The sequence below is a fragment of the Effusibacillus sp. SKA8 genome, assembly GCF_058273125.1.
Genome location: NZ_JBZCSF010000002.1, coordinates 93,839 through 110,141 on the forward strand (window position 1 = coordinate 93,839; position 16,303 = coordinate 110,141).

A 16,303-nucleotide genomic window follows, 5' to 3' on the forward strand; every position below is an offset into this window, starting at 1 on the left:
ATTGCACACCCGCTTACGCAAAAAACGGAAATGAGGGAGATACCATGCACTTCACCCGGTCCGACTATCTGCTGCAAACACTGCTTGATACGGTGAACGAAGCGATCACCATCGTCGACGCGGACGGCACGGTCACCCATTGGAACCGGGCGGCCGAGGAGCTTTACAATATCCCGGCCTCCGAAATCGTTGGAAAAAACATTGCGGATTTTGGCTGGAACTCCTTGAAGATCGCCCAGATTCTCAACGAGGGACGGCCGATTCGGCAAGCTTACCATGAACCGCGTCCGGGAACTCACGTGTTGGTCAATACGTCGCCGGTGTTTGCGGGAGGCGAAATCATCGGAGCCATCTCATCCGAGCAGGATGTCTCGAAGCTGGTACGGCTTGGCAACGAATTGTTCACCACAACGTCCCAACTGCGGACCCTCGAAGCGGAAATTACCAAATACGCGCCGACGGACGACCCGTTTTACCGGATTAAAGGCAACGGACCCGCCATCTCCCGCGCGATTCGGATTGCGCGCAGGGTGGCTGCGACAGACGCGACAGTCTTGATCACCGGCGAATCGGGAGTTGGAAAGGAACTGTTTGCCCACGCGATCCACCGGGCAAGCCCGCGTTCCAAACAGGCGTTTGTCGCGATCAACTGCGGTGCGATTCCGGCAGCTCTGTTCGAAAGCGAATTGTTCGGCTATCAGGGCGGGGCTTTCACCGGAGCCGACCGGAAAGGCAAACCCGGAAAATTGGAACTGGCCCACAGAGGAACCCTTTTCCTCGACGAGGTCGGCGAACTGCCGCTTGAGATGCAGGTCAAATTGCTGCGCGTCTTGCAGGAACGGCAGTTTTACCGCGTGGGCGGCACCGAGCCCGTTCAGGTGGATGTCCGCATCATCGCGGCCACCAACCGCAATCTTGAAGAGCGGGTGGCAGCCGGCGCGTTCCGGGAAGACCTGTACTACCGGTTGAATGTCGTCGCCGTTGAGATCCCGCCGCTCCGCGAACGTGTCGAGGATATACCCGAACTGGTCCAACTGTTTACCGGGGAAATCGCCGTTCAGCACGGCAAGCCGATTCCCCGCTTCGATCCGGAAGTGATCGTCACTCTGATGAACTATTCGTGGCCCGGCAATATCCGGCAGCTCCGGAATGTGATCGAACGGCTGGTGATTCTCACCGAGGACGACTGCATCCGGCGCGAACATCTGCCGGCATCAATCCAGGTACCCCGTTTGGACGCGGAAGCGCCGGTTTCGGCACAACCCCTTTTGACAAGAGACGACCACGCAGGGTACGAATCGGAACTGCAACTGATCCAAAGCGCACTGCGAACCACCTACGGCAACAAGGCCGCCGCCGCCAAACTGCTCGGCATATCCCGCGGCACTTTGTACAACAAACTGCGAAAATACGGTCTCATTTGACTCTGTCGGCGGCTGCGGTTTAACGCGTCGGGATTCGCTCTGCGGATCAGGGATTTGCCAGGTACGCCTTGATGATGCTGTCGTCTTCGCGAAGTTTGTCCGCGCTGTCGTGCATGGTGATCCGGCCGGTCTCGATCACGTACCCGGTATGCGCCAGTTTCAGCGCGGCTTTCGCGTTCTGCTCGACCAGCAAAACAGTCGTTCCTTCCTCGTTGATCTTTTTGATGATCTTCATAATATCCTGAACCACAATCGGAGCCAGACCCATCGAAGGCTCATCGAGCATCAGGAGTTTCGGGTCGCTCATAATCGCCCGGCCGATTGCCAGCATCTGCTGTTCGCCGCCGGAGAGCGTACCCGCTTTTTGTTTGTGGCGCTCTTTCAGCCGCGGAAACAGTTCAAACACATGTTCCATGGTTCGTTTGATAAAAGCGTGGTCCTTGCGTTTCGTAAAGCTGCCCAGTTCCAGATTCTCCGTCACTGTCATCGATCCAAACACGCGGCGGCCCTCCGGAACATGCACAATCCCGCGTTCCACGATCTCGTGGGCGGCAAGCTTGGTGATATCTTCTCCCATGAAGCGAATGCTCCCGCTCTTGGCGCGCACCAAACCGGAGATCGTCTTGAGAGTGGTGCTTTTTCCGGCGCCGTTGCTGCCGAGCAGGGTCACGATCTCGCCTTGGCCGACAGACAGGCTGATCCCTTTTAACGCTTGAATTTTGCCGTAATACGCGTCGACTTGGGAAAGTTCCAGCAGACTCACACCGCATCCTCCTCCTTCCCAAGGTAGGCTTCGATCACCAGCGGATTGTTCAACACTTCGGCGGGCGTGCCTTCCGCAATCTTTTGCCCGTAATTCAGCACGATGATCTTTTCCGACACCTGGTTGACCAAGCCCATGTCATGCTCGATCAGGACAACGGTCAGATTGAACTCTTTCCGGATCCGCTTGATCAGATCGATTAACTCCAGCTTTTCGCCATGGTTGAGACCTGCAGCCGGTTCGTCCAGCAGCAGCAATTTTGGCTGAGTGGCAAGCGCCCTGGCGATTTCGACGTGCCGTTGAATTCCGTAAGGGAGATTTTTCGCCAACCGTCCGGCATACTGTTTGATCCCGACAAACTCCAGGCAGGACTCGGCCACTGTATGAATCAGTTCTTCCTCCCGCCGCTGGGCCGGAGTCCGGAAGATCGCCCCGATCACGCCTTGCGACGTTTTGCTGTGCATGCCGCTCATCACATTTTCCAGCACGGACAGGTGGGGAAACAGCCGCAAGTTCTGAAACGTGCGGGCCATTCCCATCTGCGTGATCCGGCTCGGTTTCTTACCGACAACACTGACCCCGTTGAACACGATGTCGCCGCTCGTCGGCTTGTAAAAACCGGTGATCATGTTAAACACCGACGTTTTTCCCGCTCCGTTCGGCCCGATCACGCTCATGATCGCGCCCTCCGGTATCTCGAAACTCAGGTCGTTGACTGCGATAAGTCCCCCGAACCGCAACGTGACGTGACTCAATTGAAGGAGTGACATCGTAACACCTCCTGAGATTGCTCCCAAATTTCACTTCTGATCCGTCAGTACGTCCTTGCGCATAGGCCACAGGCCCTGCGGACGGAACAGCATCATGGCCACCAGCGCGATTCCGAACAGCAGGAACCGCCAATTGGCGAAATCGCGCATAGCTTCCGGCAGGATGATGACAAGTACCGCCCCCAGCACAACACCCGGCAAGCGTCCGAGCCCTCCCAGCACGATCGCCAACAGGATCATGACCGACTGCATGAAGCTGAAACTCTCGGGAGCGATGGCCGACATCTTGACGGCGAACAGCGAACCGGCAAAGCCTCCGAACACCGCACCCAACGCGTAAGCGAGCAGCTTGAGGCGCACCCGGTTGATTCCCATCGCTTCCGCCGCGTCTTCATCCTCGCGGATATACTGCCAGGCCCGGCCGATTCTCGAATGGCCGAGACGGTAGACACAAAACAGCGTAACGATCGCAAGAATCAGCATCGCGTAGTAAAAATCGGTAATGTTGGACAAGGTATATCCAAAAATTTGCGGCCGGGGAATCCCGAAAATCCCGGAAGCCGAACCGGTAATGTGCAGATTCTTCGCGGAAATGCGAATGATTTCGCCGAAACCGAGCGTCACGATCGCCAGATAGTCGCTGCGCAAACGGAGAGTCGGCGCGCCGATGACAACGCCCGCCAATCCGGCGAAGACGCCCGCGAGCAAGAACGTGATCCAAAAAGACACTTTGTACTCGGTCATCAAAATCCCTGTGGTGTAAGCACCCACCGCAAAAAACGCCGAGTATCCGAGGTCCAAAAGCCCCGCGTAACCGACCACGATATTCAGGCCGAGAGCGAGAACGATATAAAACAGCGCCATCGTCGCGACATCCATCCAATAATTGTTGCTGACAAGGGGCAGCGAAAACGCGACGGCAGCCAAGCCGAGCAAGGCAGCCAATCTGGGCAACGCGTACAGATTGACCCGTTTTTTGTTATCCGTCATGTTACATCCTCTCCGTCACTTTTTCCCCGAGCAAGCCAGTCGGTTTTAAAGTCAGAATGAGAATCAAGATGGCAAACGCGAACACGTCTTTCCATTCGCCGCCGATATAGATCGTGCCGAAGGATTCAAGCAATCCGAGCACCAACCCGCCAAGCATCGCCCCCGGTATGCTGCCGATCCCTCCGATGACGGCTGCCGTAAACGCTTTGAGACCGACGATAAAGCCCATCATGAAGTTGATCTGCCCGTAATACAGCCCTGCCATCATGCCGGCGGCAGCAGCCAGCGCCGACCCGATAAAGAAGGTCATGCTGATAATCCGGTGGACGGGAATCCCCATCAGTGAAGTGGCGGTCTGGTCGATGGCGATGGCGCGCATCGCCTTGCCGTACAAGGTTCCGTGCACGAACCACTGCAACGCGATCATCAAAAGAATGGACATGAGGATAAGGCCGATTTGCGAATAAGTCACGGTCGCGCCGGCAATCTGGAACCCGGTGATCGGAAGCTGGTTCGGAAACACTTTGAAGCTGGGCCCGTACTGCAGCATGACGCCGTTTTCAAGCACCAGCGAGACGCCGACGGCGGTAATGAGAATCGTCAGACGGGACGAAGACAGCAGCGGACGGTACGCGATCCGTTCAATCCCCATACCTAACAGCCCGGCAATGATCATGGCAGCAAAAAAAGCGACCGCTACCCCGAGCATCCCCGTGTCGCCCGTAAACAGCGACAAAACGCTGAAACCCACAAAAGCGCCGACCATGTAGACGTCCCCGTGTGCAAAGTTCAACAGTTTGATAATTCCGTAGACCATCGAATATCCAAGCGCGATCAGACTGTAAAACGATCCGATGACCAGCGCGTTCGTCAATTGCTGGATCAAGATGTCCATGCGTACCACTCCTTTCCATTTGTTGCTCAAGCGTGACGAATCCCGGGCATCACCCGGGATTCTGCTTGCCGCCGCCGCTTACTGCGGAAGCGCGAACTTGCCGTCTTTCACCGTGATTACGATGAAGTTGGATTTTTCCAATGTGCCGTCTTCTTTAAACGAAACCTCGCCGCCGAAAGTCTTGAACGCCTTGGTTTCCCGCAGCGCCTTTACGATTGCCGCTTTATCGGTGGAATTCGCGCGTGCGATCGCGTCGGCCAGCAGGCGCATTCCGTCATAGGACAGAGCCGAATAGGGGCCGGGCGCTTCTTTAAACTTGGATGTATACGTATCGATGAACGATTTCGCGCCAGGGATGAATTCCGGCGTCGGGCTGGTCGTTACAAACGTTCCTTCCGCCGCCTGTTTGCCGGCGATATCGATCAGGGTCTTGTCGTTCGCGCCGTCGCCTACGCCGATTGCGCCGGGAACCCCCAACTGCTTGAATTGCTTGATCAAAAGTCCGCCGGCTGCGTAGTAAGCGGTCCAATAAGTGGCGTCAGGTTTTTGGTTTTTCAGTTTGGTAAGCAATGTGGTGAAGTCTTTTTCTTCCGGGTTGACGGCTTCAAACGCCACGACTTGGCCGCCTTTTTGTTCGACGGTTTTCTTGGTGATCTCCGCCAGATCCTTTGCGAAAGCGGAGTTGTCGTGAACGATTGCGATGCGCTTGGCGCCGAGTTTGTTCAACATGTAATCGGCTGCCGCTTCCCCCTGGTGAACGGTGGTTCCGTTGATCAGGAAGATTTCTTTATAGCCTTGTGCCGGAATCTTCGCGGAATTCGCGGCGGTAACAACCATCGGGATTCCCGCGTTGTGATAGACGCCGGAAGCGGGCAGCGTCGCGCCGGAGCAGTAACCCCCGACTACGGCGACAACACCTTGCGATACAAGCTTGTTGGCGGCCGCTGTGGCAGTTTGCGGGTCGCAGGCGTCATCCGCGAACACCAGCTTGATCTTTTTGCCGTTGATGCCGCCTTTTTCGTTGATTTCGTCGGCGGCCATCTTGATGGCGTTGTTGATGTCCTGGCCCATTTTCGCTTCGGAGCCGGTTGTCGGCGACTGTACGCCGATCAAAATGTCCCCGCCGGACCCGGCGCTTTGGTTTCCCGGCGCGGAAGATCCGCCGGAACCGCAGGCGGTCAACGCCAGCAAAGATGCGACTGACAGTCCGAGACCTACTTTTTTCAAAACTTTCATTGTCGGTAAGACCCCCTTAAGAATTTGTTTTCGAACTACCAACCGTTAGAGAGTTGACAAAAAATTTTATAAGCGTTTAAAATTAGACGTATTTAAAAGAATATGTCTAATTCTTGACACTTACGACCTAATTTTACACCATCCCCCTCTATTTCGACAACTAGAAATTTGCTTATTTATGCAAAAACTTGCAATAATATTGATAGTTTGGAAGTGGGTGATACGAAACATGGACATGACGCCTCACAGAATGAAAGCTTTTTTTGACGGATTGCTGGATTCGGTAAACGACGCCGTGACGATTGTGGACCGGGACGGAACGGTTCTCTGCTGGAATCGGGTAGCGGAGCGAATCTATGGTATCCCGAGGGATCAGATCGTAGGCAAGCGAATCGGGGAGTTTTTCCAGAGAGGTTCTCTGATGCTGTTTCAGGTTATGGAGACTGGTTGCCCGGTTTATCAGGTGTATCATACCCCCCGTCCCGACAAGCACGTGTTTATCAATACCGTTCCGATTTACGACGAAGCGGGTGAGTTGATCGGCGCGATTTCGATTGAACAGGATATTACGCATACCGTAAAATTGAGCGAAGAGCTCTACAGCAAGCCGGACAGCCAAGTACATACGGATGCCGGCCAAAAGCTTGTCAGCCGCAACGGTTCCATGCAGCGGGTTGCCGAATTTTTGACCAGATCCTCCAAACAGTCGTACTCCATTCTGCTGGTCGGCGAGAGCGGCGTCGGCAAGGAAACCCTGGCAAAAATGGCGCATCAGGCCGGAAAGCGGTCTGGGCCTTTTGTCGCGATCAGTTGCGACACGTTGCCGGACGGACTGCTGGACACCGAATTGTTCGGTTATCAGGGGGGAGCGTTTGGCGGGGAACGGGAGGAGCGGCCGGGAAAATTCGATCTTGCGGGCGGCGGCACCGTTTACCTGAAAAACATTGACCGCCTGCCGCTCCCCACACAATCCAAGTTGTTGCAAGCGCTGAGCGAACGGCAGTTTTACCGCGTCGGAGGGACGACTCCGATTCCCTTGCGCTGCCACGTGATCGCTTCGGCATCGCCTGAAATTGAAACTCTGGCGGCCATGGGCGACTTTTTGAAGGATCTTTATTACAGTTTTCACGCATTGACGGTCCCCCCTCTGCGGGAACGAAAAGAGGATTTGCCGGAACTGTGCCATCTGTTTCTCAGCGAGGCGGCTCAGGCGGCGGGAAAACCGGCTCCCCGCCTGTCTTCCGAGGTGATGGCGGCGCTGACCACTCACCATTGGCCGGGGAATCTTCCGCAGTTGCGCAACGTGATGGAACATCTGGTGATCGTTGCCGGCGGGAATGAGATCCTGCCTTGCGATCTGCCGCCTGCCATCCGATTGACCACTTTGTCGGATCTGGCTGAAGAGTCGCTGCCTCTGCCAACGCTCTCGGAAGAGATGGAGCGTTCCAAAATCGAGGACGCCCTGAAGCGGACCAACGGCAACAAAGCGAGCGCAGCCCGGTTGCTCGGGATTTCCCGCGGTTCGCTGTACTACAAGATGAAACAATACGGATTGTAGAATCGAGGATGAAAATGCGGAACAGACCTTTTTTTCCTCCTTATCTGGCGCTGGTCATCGGCATTGCCGCGGTTTCTTCGTCGGCGATTTTCGTCAAGCTGTCTTCCTCTTCGCCCGGTTTGACCGCCGCTTACCGGCTGTTGTTTACTGTGATCCTGATGATCCCTTTTATGGTTGCCTCCCGCTTTGCGATGCGCCGGTCGCTTGCCGCGTTGACCAAACGGGACTACTGGCTTTGCGCCGTATCGGGGGTTGTACTGGCGTTCCATTTCATTACCTGGTTTATGTCGTTCCGGTATACTTCGGTGGCGAGCTCGGTGGTGCTCGTTTCGCTGCAGCCGCTGTTCACCTTTATCGGATCGATCTGGATTTTCAAGGAACATTTGTCACGCAGCTCATGGTTTGGCGGGATTCTGGCGATCGCCGGATCGGTTATCATCGGCTGGGGGGATCTCACCTCCGGCTCGAGCGTCTTGTTCGGCGATTTCCTGGCCCTTTTTTCCGCGTTTCTGGTATCGGTGTACTGGCTGATCGGCCAGCACATACGCGTGCGCGCAGACTCCGGAACCTACACATTCCTGGTGTACGGCATCAGCACCGTCACGCTGATTGTCTACGTGCTGGTCCGGGGAGAAAATCCGCTTTCGCCGCCGCCCCTCGACTGGCTGTGGTTCCTGTGCCTCGCCGTGTTTCCGACATTGCTGGGACATTCCGTATTCAATTGGGTGATTCGCTGGATTCCCGCGTCGATCCTGTCGGTCAGCATTCTGGGGGAAGCGGTTGGCTCGTCGATTCTCGCTTATTTTGTCTTCGGCGAGGTCGTGTCTTTCCAGCAAGCGGCGGGGGGAATTCTTTTGCTGACGGGCATCGTGCTTTTCACCCTGAACCATAACAGGGCGCCCAAAGCGTCAAAAGCAGGCACATCCGCATAATCGATACACATACCCTATTAGGTGAATCTACCTAAGGGGGCTTTGCCATGTATCCTTACTATGTGGTCTTCCGGCAAACGGACAGCGCCGCGCAGGCGGCCGGTTTCAAAGATTTCCGGAAGTTTCTGGCAGACCTGGAAGAGGCAATTCACGACGAAGCGAGCGCCATCCGATTTTACCAAAAATTGATGGAACAGGCGCCGGATGAGAGTCAGCGCGCTTCCATCCGGCACGCGTATGAGGACGAAATCAAGCATTTACGGCTGTTTCGCTCGTTGTATCGCCGTCTGGCGAGGCGGGAAGCAACCGTGGTTGTGAGGGAAACGCCCTTCGCAAGCTACAAGGACGGGATCCGGGAAGCGTTCGAAAGGGAACTGGAAGCGTTCGAGATGTACAGGGACATGTATCTGGCGACCGCCGTCCCCGAAGTTCGGGATAGCTTGTTTGAAGCGTTGACCGATGAATCGGAACACGCGCAACGTTTCGGTTTCATCCACCATCAACTGTAAAGCGCCACCATCTGTAAAGACAAGCATCAACTTTAGACCGGCATCCATCACAGGTGCCGCAGCAGCGGCAGTCGGTTTCCTTCCACGGGCCGGCTGTTTTTGTTTGACCCGTAGCGGGCAAACCCGTTGACGCATCCGGACAACATTGGTACTATACTACCATCCGTCACAATCGGTACGTTGGTTTGTTGCAACAAGACAATAGGCCGGACCATTCGCTGGAATGGTCTTTTTATCTAGGCAAAGGGGAGATCAAACATGGCACAACGAGCGCTCGTCACGGTCGTCGGGATCGACCGGATCGGCATTATCGCGGGAGTTACAGGGACACTTGCGGATAACCGGGTGAACATTGTCGATATCCGGCAGACGATTGTCGGCGAATTTTTTACGATGATTCTGGTGGCGGACCTGGAGCATTCGCCGCGTTCGATTCAGGAACTGCAGGCCCGTCTCGATGAGGTGGGCGCCGATCTTGGCGTGAAAATTACCGTGCAGAGCGAAGAACTGTTCCGCTCAATGCACCGGATTTAGGAGGAACGCCAATGAGCTACACGGAAAAGGAAGTGCTGGAGACAATCCGCATGGTCGAGACGGAACATCTCGACATCCGCACGGTGACAATGGGCATTCACATCGACGACTGCCGGGCGGAATCGCTTGCGGCAACCAAGAAACGGGTCAAAGAGAAAATTCTCCGTTACGCGTCCCGCCTGGTGCCCGTCGTCAAAGCGATTGAACGGGAAATCGGCATTCCGATCGTGAACAAAAGGATTTCCGTCACGCCGGTCGCCCACGCCCTGCCCGGATTCGACAGGGACGGCTATGTCGAAATCGCCTTGCAGCTTGACGAGGCGGCGATGGAGCTCGGAGTTGATTTTCTCGGCGGTTATTCCGCCCTCGTGCATAAGGGGATGACCCCCTCTTCCCGGGCGCTGATCGACTCGTTGCCGGAAGCGCTCGCACAAACCGGCCGGGTCTGCTCATCCGTCACGGTTGCCTCCACGAAAGCGGGCGTCAACATGGACGCGGTGTATTTGATGGGGCGGACGATCAAAGCGGTGGCGGAACAAACCGCGGATCGAAACGGGATCGGCGCGGCGAAACTGGTTGTGTTCTGCAACCCGGTCGAGGATAATCCGTTCATGGCGGGGGCGTTTCACGGGTTCGGGGAACCGGACGCCGTAATCAACGTGGGCGTCAGCGGGCCGGGGGTCGTCTTGTCTGCCCTGAAGCGGCTCAAGAAGGACGCCGATTTCGGCGAAATTGCGGAAACAATCAAACGCACGGCGTTTAAAATTACGCGCGTCGGGGAACTGGTCGGGCGCAAAGCGGCCCGGGAACTCGGCGTCCCCTTCGGCATTGTCGACCTCTCCCTCGCGCCGACAAACGCAATGGGAGACAGCGTCGCGCAGATCCTGGAGGCGATGGGGCTGGAACGGTGCGGAACCCACGGCACGACAGCAGCATTGGCGTTGCTCAACGATGCCGTTAAGAAAGGCGGCGCGATGGCCACCTCTTATCCGGGCGGACTGTCGGGAGCCTTCATTCCCGTATCGGAAGACAACGGGATGATTGCGGCGGTGGAAGCCGGCGCGTTGAGCCTGTCCAAACTGGAAGCGATGACCTGCGTCTGCTCCGTCGGTCTCGATATGATCGCCGTTCCCGGAGATACGACTGCCGAAACGCTGGCAGGGTTGATCGCCGATGAAATGGCGATCGGGATGATCAACAAAAAGACGACCGCCGTCCGCGTGATCCCTGTTCCCGGCGCGACAGCCGGACAGATGGTGGAATTCGGCGGTTTGTTGGGACGGGCTCCCGTCATGGAGATGATCCCTTTTTCGTCACGGGAATTTGCGGAGCGCGGCGGGCGCATCCCCGCTCCGATTCAATCGCTGACAAACTGATCCGGAATTTGGGATGCGGCAAAAGGATTTTGGGTCGAGGCAGAATGAAAAAAAGAGGGGGAAGCGGCGATGGTGATCGAGATCTGCGAGACAAACGAAGCGCGGCAACTGCTTGAACGAATCCGTACGATCCGTCCGGACGCCGCGATCGTCGTCCATTCCTGCATGGAACGCTGCAACGCCTGCTATCTGACGCTGTTTGTGATCGTCGACGGGGAGCTGGTGGAAGCGTATTCCCCCGAACAACTGCTGGAGAAGATCAAACAATACCGAGAGTAAGGAAGTGACACATATGGATGTGCTGTCCGCCATTGAAAAACGCCGCGAGATCACAAGGTTCAAGCCGGACCCCATCCCGGAAAACCTGTTGAACCGGCTGACGCATGCGGCCTATCTGGCTCCAAGCGGCAACAACCTGCCATCGCGCGAGTTCATTCTGGTAACCGACCGGGAAAAACTGCACTCCTTGGCGGCAACGACACCTTATATGAAATGGGTGGAACAAAGTGCTGCAGCGGTTGTCATCGTATCGGATCAAAACCTCAGCAAGTATTGGCTGCAGGACGCGTCCATCGCCGGCGGATTTCTCTGGTTGGCGGCGGTTTCCCTCGGGCTCGGAGCGGCATGGGGTGCCGTCTATCATTCGGAAGATGCCGAAGAATCCGCCAGAAGAGAGCAATATGTGCGCAAGCAGCTTGCAATTCCGAACCATTTGCGGATTGTGGCCATTATTGGGTTGGGATGGCCGGCCGCCGAACCCGGGCCGAAGGACATGTATCCGTTGGAACGGGTTATGCATCGGGAAGTTTACGGCAAAACGGGTGAAAGACAATAAAACGGCGCGAAAAGCGCCGCTCAACTTGAGGAGGCGGTTGTAAACCCGCCAAACAACCGTTTCCGGGCAAACCCGACAACACCCGCGAAAACAACGGTCGCAAATCCGAACAGCAGCGGAATCTCACCCCAGTGGTACAAAAGGCTCCCGACCAGCGGACCCGCGCCCATCCCCATATAGCGGAAAAAATTGTAGACTCCCACCGCCGTCGCCCGCTCCCGTACAAACGGCTCCGTCAACAAGGTCGTCTGCACCGGCAGGGAAAGTCCCAGGAACAAGCCAAACAGGGCAATGCTGACGATTAACACCGGCAGCGAGAGTTTCGAGACAAAAATGAACAAAACGGTTGCCGCGACATTCAGAAACGAAGTGGCGAGCAGGCTTTTCCGCGCCTCAATCCGCTCCTGCAGCCTGCCGCCCAGATAACTGCCGATCACCAGAAACAGGGACAACGGCAGAAACACGATGCCTTTTTCCTCCGCTCCCAAACGGTAATATTTTGTAAGAATATCGGGTAAAAACACAAGAAAGTCGTAAAACGTGTAGTACTGGACGAATCCCAGCAAAACCACCACCGAACCGGTGGGATGGGCCAAAATCCTCAGAAAGTCCCGCAAACGAAAGAAAACTCCGAGGCTCATCTCCGGTTTGGTCTCCTTCAAAAAGAAAAAATTGGCCGTCAACATCAGAAGGCCTGCCGCCGTCAACACGTAAAAGATCCCTTCGTAACCGGCTCTGCCGCCGACAAAACCGCCGATCGCCGGACCCAACACGGGGCCAAGGGCCACCAGCATCTGAAAAGTGCCCATTGCCCGGCCGCGAGCCTTCCCTTGAAACAAATCGGCGATCACCGTTGTGGCGACCACCGATCCTGTAGCGATACCGGCCGCTTGCAGGGCGCGAAAGAAAAGCAACTGACCGATCGATTGCGAAAACGCGCAGCCGGTGGAAGCAAGTACGTACAAGGCGATTCCGGGCAGCAGCACTCTTCGCCGGCCTTTGCTGTCCGCAAGCGGTCCGTACACGATTTGCATCACGGCCAACACAACGGTAAAAATCGAGATGCTCAAGTTGACAAGAAACCGGGAAGTCTGAAAGTCCGTTTGGATTTCAGGCAGAATCGGCGCATAAATCGTCTGTGTAAACGGGCCCAAAAAAGCGGCGAACGCCACCAAACAGAGGATGATGTTCGGGTTCGCCGCGGTGAGCTTTCTCTCTCCCATAGATAAGCTCCCTTGTCTGATGTTCCCTTGATCCTATGCCTATGCCTTCTTGAATCTTATACTCTCCTGGCCGGCTGGATAAACACATTTTACCAAAAAACGTGTCGCTGGGTCACTTTTTGCTTTACCGGCATTAAAATGGGTCAGCAAGCGGGTTACGCCGTCACTCCGAGAAACTCGTCAAGTTTCGCTTGGAAGGCGGGGACTCCCACCCGCTTGACAAATTGCCGAAACGATTCGCCATCTGCCTTGTTCTCCTTGAAGAATGCGACCAGATAGGCGATTGCCGGCGCCAACCGGTCCGCCGGGACACGCCCTTTTAATTTGGTGTTGAACGCGGCACCGGGCCCGAGTGTGCCGCCGATTGCAATATCATATGCGTCGACCATTTTTCCGTCGATTTTCATGAGGGCGCCCTGCATTCCAATGTCGGCAATCTGCTGTTGTCCGCAGGAGTTCGGACAGCCGATCATGTGCATCCTGATTGGCGTATCCAGGTCAATCATCCGGTCGAGGTATTCCGCGATGGAACGCATGCGCTCTTTCGTTTCCACAAGCGCCAGATTGCAGTATTCGTTCCCGGTACAGGATATCGAATAGGCGGTAAACGGCTTCGGGAACGGGGTCAGCCGCTGCAGCAGCTTTTCTTCCAGCAAAGCGTTGACCTGCCCGTCCGGGATGTTCGCCAGGATGATATTCTGCGAGTTGCAGGTTCGGATCGAGCCATCACCGTATTTGTCCGCCAACCGGGCCAGTTCTTCCATTTCGTCCGCATAAAAACGGCCCACCGGAACGGACAGTCCCACATAGTTGAGACCCGGCTGCTTTTGTTTGTGCACGCCGTAGAAATAGCCGGCGTTCCAACCCAAGGTCATGTCTTTGCCGCGGGTCGGCAGCGGGCCCGTGAGTTTTAACAGCTCCTCGCGGAACTTTTCGGCGCCCCAATCGGCCACCAGGAATTTCAATCGCGCGTGATGGCGCTTTTCACGATATCCATGATCGCGGAAGATCGTCGTCACGCCGATCGCGACCTTCAATACCTCTTCCGGCCGCACAAAAATGTCCAGTTTCTGCGCCAAATGCGGTTTTGCGGACAAACCGCCCCCCACCATCACATGGAATCCCTTGACTTCTTCCCCGGCAATCTCCTTGATCGCCGGCGTGAACGCCAGATCGTTGATCTCCGCATGCCCTGCGTTGTACATGTTGCCGGAAATCGAAATCTTGTATTTCCGCGGCAAGTTTGAGAAATCCCGGTTCATATGGAAGAACTTGTGCACTTCCTCTACAATCGGGCTGGCATCCAGCAATTCATCCGGGTCGATGCCGGACAACGGATTGCCCACGATGGCACGCGGGCAATCGCCGCAAGCTTCGATCGGGGTGAGTCCCACTTTTTCCAACCGTTCATAGATATCCGGCAAGCTTTGTACGGTCAACCAATGGAATTGAATCGCCTGGCGGGTTGTCACGTCCATTACGTCCCGTCCGTAATCGCGGGCAATCCCCGCCAAAGCGCGCGCCTGGGCAGAGTTCATGATTCCGCCGGGAATTTTCACACGCATCATGAAATAGCCGGCCGATTTCGGTTTTTGTGCATAGACGCCCGCCCATTTCAGGAGATTGAGGTCATCCTCCGTCACCGCTTCAAATCCTTGCTCCGCAAAACGCTTCAAGTCGTCAAGAATGTCGAGTCCGTCTTTTTCCAGCTTATACAGTTCAAATTGATTCAGCCTCGAAGGATCTTTCGCCCACACTCGCTCCACCAATAAACCCCCTTATACCTACTAAAATAGTAGGATATATTCGTTTCCCCATATGATACAACCACATCGCAAAATTGTCCAGAGCATTTTGCGAACAGGCTTGTCATATGCTGTGGCAAGGGGGGAACGACATGGATCGTTTTCTGTCGACGATTGTACTCGATTTTTTTGTGGCGCTCGGCATGGTGCTCGGCGGATCGCTTGTCGGGTCCATCGGTGCGGTGCTTACCCATCATCCTCCCATGAAAACGATGATGGATCTGGCGGGACAATTGAAAATCTGGGCTCTGGTGGCGGCGGTCGGCGGTTCGGTGGATACGTTGAAAATCATCGGCGACGGCGTCTGGGGTTTGGAGCTGACTCCCGTCGTCAAGCAATTTGCCTATCTGGTCGCATCCTTTCTCGGGTGTCAGGTCGGATTTTATTTGGTGAAGTGGATTGTGATGGGACGGGGCCTATGATGGAACGGGTCGGGTCATTCCTGGCGGGCGTGGTGGTGGGCGCTACCGCTCTCCTGGCCGCAAAAGGCCACGACATGGATCTGCTGTATCTGCAAATGGCGAAGCTGCGGGCGGAGAACAATCAGTTGCAGGAAGAAATCGATTCCCTGAAGAAAGACCTGTTGGACAAACAACGGCAGAGTGTCCGCAAAGTCCGTAAAATCGAAGTAGAAGTGAAAGCGCCCGACGAATTCACCAAGCTGGCAATCGGCAAGTTCGTGAAAGACCGCACCCGCGCCCTGCTCAATAAAGAATTGGGATACCTGGATTCCGAGCCCCAATTGGTAAAGGGATTGATCGACGGCAGGACACTGACCATCGAAAATCATCCCTACTCGCTCCGGGTGGAATCGGTGGTGATCGGCGAAACGCTGCGTTTATGGGTGGAGGGAACCAGGCAGCCGGTCAGCTCCTGATTCCCTCCGGTTCCAAACCCCGATCTTCAGTCCGATCTTCCCCTGCGTCTCCGTCACCTCCGGTCGGGTCCGGACCGTGCCGGATACAGCCGATGCTAACGATGCTGCTCCCTTGCAGGGTGCCGATTTTTAACACTTGGATGCTGTAGGTCACGTTCACGGGTGCATCGCCTCCAAATAGCGCAGCCGCCGGTCAAAGGTTTCGGTGCGTTCTTCCATCGACCGGCAGCGTTCCTCGATCGATTCCCAGCGCTCCTGCCACAGTTGCAGCTTGTCTTTCACCTCCCGCATGTCCTGTTCCAGGCTTTGAATGCGTTCTTTCAGCGTCCGTCTGGCAATGTCCTGCTGATCGCCGTTTGCTTGAATCCGCTTATCCGTTTCGTTTCCCATATGAACCCCCAAATCCAAAATTCCGTTATGGATGCTTTCCACCGTCAGATTCTCGATATGATATTCGACTGTGCCGACTTTTGGTGCTTCCTGCAGTTTTTTCAATTCTTGCTCCAGCTTTTCAAGCCTTTTCTGCAGTTGCGCAATTTCCTGATAGAACAGGCGGTAGATAACGGTTCACCCCCG

The 16,303-nt window shown here is 55.6% G+C and carries 19 protein-coding genes; 10 read left to right on the forward strand and 9 right to left on the reverse strand.

All coding sequences use genetic code 11. The features are described 5' to 3' along the window. The first annotated feature begins 44 nt into the window (after positions 1 to 44). On the forward strand, positions 45 to 1,424 hold the full coding sequence (locus AC4ED1_RS02700; RefSeq protein ID WP_490935866.1) for a sigma-54 interaction domain-containing protein: 1,380 nt from the start codon (positions 45 to 47) through the stop codon (positions 1,422 to 1,424). Between the two features lie 46 nt (positions 1,425 to 1,470). On the opposite strand, the gene AC4ED1_RS02705 is transcribed toward AC4ED1_RS02700, so the two are convergent. The 5 genes from AC4ED1_RS02705 to AC4ED1_RS02725 form a co-directional block, all read right to left on the reverse strand. Further along, complete coding sequence (locus tag AC4ED1_RS02705; RefSeq protein WP_490936086.1) at positions 1,471 to 2,181, reverse strand: ABC transporter ATP-binding protein; 711 nt, start codon at positions 2,179 to 2,181, stop codon at positions 1,471 to 1,473. Between the two features lie 2 nt (positions 2,182 to 2,183). After that, positions 2,184 to 2,957 (reverse strand): ABC transporter ATP-binding protein, encoded by a 774-nt coding sequence (locus AC4ED1_RS02710; protein ID WP_490935867.1) that lies wholly within the window; start codon positions 2,955 to 2,957, stop codon positions 2,184 to 2,186. Between the two features lie 30 nt (positions 2,958 to 2,987). After that, positions 2,988 to 3,947, reverse strand: coding sequence for a branched-chain amino acid ABC transporter permease (locus AC4ED1_RS02715; RefSeq protein WP_490935868.1), 960 nt, complete (start codon positions 3,945 to 3,947; stop codon positions 2,988 to 2,990). Position 3,948: 1 nt separating this feature from the next. Continuing rightward, positions 3,949 to 4,842 (reverse strand): branched-chain amino acid ABC transporter permease, encoded by an 894-nt coding sequence (locus tag AC4ED1_RS02720; protein WP_490935869.1) that lies wholly within the window; start codon positions 4,840 to 4,842, stop codon positions 3,949 to 3,951. 78 nt (positions 4,843 to 4,920) lie between these two features. After that, positions 4,921 to 6,078, reverse strand: a complete 1,158-nt coding sequence (locus tag AC4ED1_RS02725; protein ID WP_490935870.1) for a branched-chain amino acid ABC transporter substrate-binding protein — start codon at positions 6,076 to 6,078, stop codon at positions 4,921 to 4,923. 229 nt (positions 6,079 to 6,307) lie between these two features. On the opposite strand from AC4ED1_RS02725, the gene AC4ED1_RS02730 reads away from it, so the two are divergent. The 7 genes from AC4ED1_RS02730 (at position 6,308) to AC4ED1_RS02760 (ending at position 11,822) form a co-directional block, all read left to right on the forward strand. Next, on the forward strand, positions 6,308 to 7,636 hold the full coding sequence (locus tag AC4ED1_RS02730) for a sigma-54 interaction domain-containing protein (RefSeq protein WP_490935871.1): 1,329 nt from the start codon (positions 6,308 to 6,310) through the stop codon (positions 7,634 to 7,636). Positions 7,637 to 7,650: 14 nt separating this feature from the next. Continuing rightward, on the forward strand, positions 7,651 to 8,568 hold the full coding sequence (locus tag AC4ED1_RS02735; RefSeq protein ID WP_490935872.1) for a DMT family transporter: 918 nt from the start codon (positions 7,651 to 7,653) through the stop codon (positions 8,566 to 8,568). Positions 8,569 to 8,615: 47 nt separating this feature from the next. Further along, positions 8,616 to 9,077 carry a ferritin family protein gene (locus tag AC4ED1_RS02740; protein ID WP_490935873.1) on the forward strand — a complete coding sequence of 154 codons (462 nt, stop codon included), beginning with the start codon at positions 8,616 to 8,618 and terminating at the stop codon, positions 9,075 to 9,077. A gap of 258 nt (positions 9,078 to 9,335) precedes the next feature. Beyond that, positions 9,336 to 9,611 carry an ACT domain-containing protein gene (locus tag AC4ED1_RS02745; protein ID WP_490935874.1) on the forward strand — a complete coding sequence of 92 codons (276 nt, stop codon included), beginning with the start codon at positions 9,336 to 9,338 and terminating at the stop codon, positions 9,609 to 9,611. Positions 9,612 to 9,622: 11 nt separating this feature from the next. Further along, a complete protein-coding gene (locus AC4ED1_RS02750; protein WP_490935875.1) occupies positions 9,623 to 10,987 on the forward strand; it encodes a PFL family protein in 1,365 nt (454 codons plus the stop codon). Between the two features lie 69 nt (positions 10,988 to 11,056). After that, entirely contained in the window at positions 11,057 to 11,266 is a 210-nt protein-coding gene (locus tag AC4ED1_RS02755; RefSeq protein ID WP_490935876.1) for a DUF1450 domain-containing protein, read from the forward strand. A 13-nt stretch (positions 11,267 to 11,279) separates the two neighbouring features. Further along, positions 11,280 to 11,822 (forward strand): nitroreductase family protein, encoded by a 543-nt coding sequence (locus tag AC4ED1_RS02760; RefSeq protein ID WP_490935877.1) that lies wholly within the window; start codon positions 11,280 to 11,282, stop codon positions 11,820 to 11,822. Between the two features lie 20 nt (positions 11,823 to 11,842). Here the strand turns inward: AC4ED1_RS02760 and AC4ED1_RS02765 are convergent, their stop codons facing one another. Further along, a complete protein-coding gene (locus tag AC4ED1_RS02765) occupies positions 11,843 to 13,045 on the reverse strand; it encodes an MFS transporter (protein WP_490935878.1) in 1,203 nt (400 codons plus the stop codon). A gap of 155 nt (positions 13,046 to 13,200) precedes the next feature. Beyond that, a complete protein-coding gene (locus AC4ED1_RS02770; RefSeq protein WP_490935879.1) occupies positions 13,201 to 14,811 on the reverse strand; it encodes a nitrite/sulfite reductase in 1,611 nt (536 codons plus the stop codon). Positions 14,812 to 14,942: 131 nt separating this feature from the next. Here AC4ED1_RS02770 and AC4ED1_RS02775 point away from each other — a divergent pair, with 131 nt between their 5' ends. Further along, positions 14,943 to 15,272, forward strand: coding sequence for a YtrH family sporulation protein (locus tag AC4ED1_RS02775; protein WP_490935880.1), 330 nt, complete (start codon positions 14,943 to 14,945; stop codon positions 15,270 to 15,272). Continuing rightward, entirely contained in the window at positions 15,272 to 15,727 is a 456-nt protein-coding gene (locus AC4ED1_RS02780; protein WP_490935881.1) for a sporulation membrane protein YtrI, read from the forward strand. The genes AC4ED1_RS02775 and AC4ED1_RS02780 overlap by 1 nt, the downstream gene beginning before the upstream one ends. On the opposite strand, the gene AC4ED1_RS02785 is transcribed toward AC4ED1_RS02780, so the two are convergent. Together AC4ED1_RS02785 and gerPC are read right to left on the reverse strand one after the other, a co-directional pair. Next, positions 15,717 to 15,887: a hypothetical protein gene (locus AC4ED1_RS02785; protein ID WP_490935882.1), complete on the reverse strand. Its 171-nt coding sequence runs from the start codon at positions 15,885 to 15,887 to the stop codon at positions 15,717 to 15,719. The two genes, AC4ED1_RS02780 and AC4ED1_RS02785, sit on opposite strands and share 11 nt — an antisense overlap. Beyond that, complete coding sequence (gene gerPC / locus AC4ED1_RS02790) at positions 15,884 to 16,288, reverse strand: spore germination protein GerPC (RefSeq protein ID WP_490936087.1); 405 nt, start codon at positions 16,286 to 16,288, stop codon at positions 15,884 to 15,886. Before gerPC ends, AC4ED1_RS02785 begins: the two co-directional genes overlap by 4 nt. Positions 16,289 to 16,303: the final 15 nt, after the last annotated feature.

Bases quoted from the DNA above. Each gene is read 5' to 3' on its own strand.
- AC4ED1_RS02720 (WP_490935869.1), bottom strand. From the start codon at position 4,842: ATGGACATCTTGATCCAGCAATTGACGAACGCGCTGGTCATCGGATCG.
- AC4ED1_RS02710 (WP_490935867.1), bottom strand. From the start codon at position 2,957: ATGTCACTCCTTCAATTGAGTCACGTCACGTTGCGGTTCGGGGGACTT.
- AC4ED1_RS02755 (WP_490935876.1), top strand. From the start codon at position 11,057: ATGGTGATCGAGATCTGCGAGACAAACGAAGCGCGGCAACTGCTTGAA.
- AC4ED1_RS02750 (WP_490935875.1), top strand. From the start codon at position 9,623: ATGAGCTACACGGAAAAGGAAGTGCTGGAGACAATCCGCATGGTCGAG.
- AC4ED1_RS02725 (WP_490935870.1), bottom strand. From the start codon at position 6,078: ATGAAAGTTTTGAAAAAAGTAGGTCTCGGACTGTCAGTCGCATCTTTG.
- AC4ED1_RS02775 (WP_490935880.1), top strand. From the start codon at position 14,943: ATGGATCGTTTTCTGTCGACGATTGTACTCGATTTTTTTGTGGCGCTC.
- AC4ED1_RS02740 (WP_490935873.1), top strand. From the start codon at position 8,616: ATGTATCCTTACTATGTGGTCTTCCGGCAAACGGACAGCGCCGCGCAG.
- AC4ED1_RS02700 (WP_490935866.1), top strand. From the start codon at position 45: ATGCACTTCACCCGGTCCGACTATCTGCTGCAAACACTGCTTGATACG.
- AC4ED1_RS02745 (WP_490935874.1), top strand. From the start codon at position 9,336: ATGGCACAACGAGCGCTCGTCACGGTCGTCGGGATCGACCGGATCGGC.
- AC4ED1_RS02760 (WP_490935877.1), top strand. From the start codon at position 11,280: ATGGATGTGCTGTCCGCCATTGAAAAACGCCGCGAGATCACAAGGTTC.
- AC4ED1_RS02730 (WP_490935871.1), top strand. From the start codon at position 6,308: ATGGACATGACGCCTCACAGAATGAAAGCTTTTTTTGACGGATTGCTG.
- AC4ED1_RS02735 (WP_490935872.1), top strand. From the start codon at position 7,651: ATGCGGAACAGACCTTTTTTTCCTCCTTATCTGGCGCTGGTCATCGGC.
- AC4ED1_RS02765 (WP_490935878.1), bottom strand. From the start codon at position 13,045: ATGGGAGAGAGAAAGCTCACCGCGGCGAACCCGAACATCATCCTCTGT.
- AC4ED1_RS02780 (WP_490935881.1), top strand. From the start codon at position 15,272: ATGGAACGGGTCGGGTCATTCCTGGCGGGCGTGGTGGTGGGCGCTACC.
- AC4ED1_RS02715 (WP_490935868.1), bottom strand. From the start codon at position 3,947: ATGACGGATAACAAAAAACGGGTCAATCTGTACGCGTTGCCCAGATTG.